2 tRNA genes and 1 rRNA gene are annotated in these 403 nt (G+C 45.9%); all 3 read right to left on the bottom strand.

Annotated elements, in window-relative coordinates:
* Window positions 1-15: 15 nt before the first annotated feature.
* Window positions 16-91 (bottom strand) — tRNA-Ala (locus tag ACXAHI_RS21020).
* A 61-nt stretch (window positions 92-152) separates the two neighbouring features.
* Window positions 153-229 (bottom strand) — tRNA-Ile (locus tag ACXAHI_RS21025).
* Window positions 230-338: 109 nt separating this feature from the next.
* Window positions 339-403 (bottom strand): 16S ribosomal RNA (locus ACXAHI_RS21030); the annotation flags it as partial.

The following is a 403-nucleotide window of genomic DNA, read 5'->3' on the forward strand; positions in this document are numbered from 1 at the left end:
TATAGAAGAAATAAATGGTGGAGCCTAGCGGGATCGAACCGCTGACCTCCTGCGTGCAAGGCAGGCGCTCTCCCAGCTGAGCTAAGGCCCCGTTTTCAAATGTAGGATAACATTATAACAAATCACAAAACATTTCGTCAATTTAGCTTTTATGGTGGGCCTGAGTGGACTCGAACCACCGACCTCACGCTTATCAGGCGTGCGCTCTAACCAGCTGAGCTACAGGCCCATAAATGTTTGATTGACGATATTAAAGAAAGAATACAATCATTCTTTCAAAACTAAACGAAACGCTCATGCAAGCTTGGCAATCAATGTTGCCTCGTAATTCTCCATAGAAAGGAGGTGATCCAGCCGCACCTTCCGATACGGCTACCTTGTTACGACTTCACCCCAATCATTT

This window comes from Anaerobacillus sp. ABD4_527, from assembly GCF_056160805.1.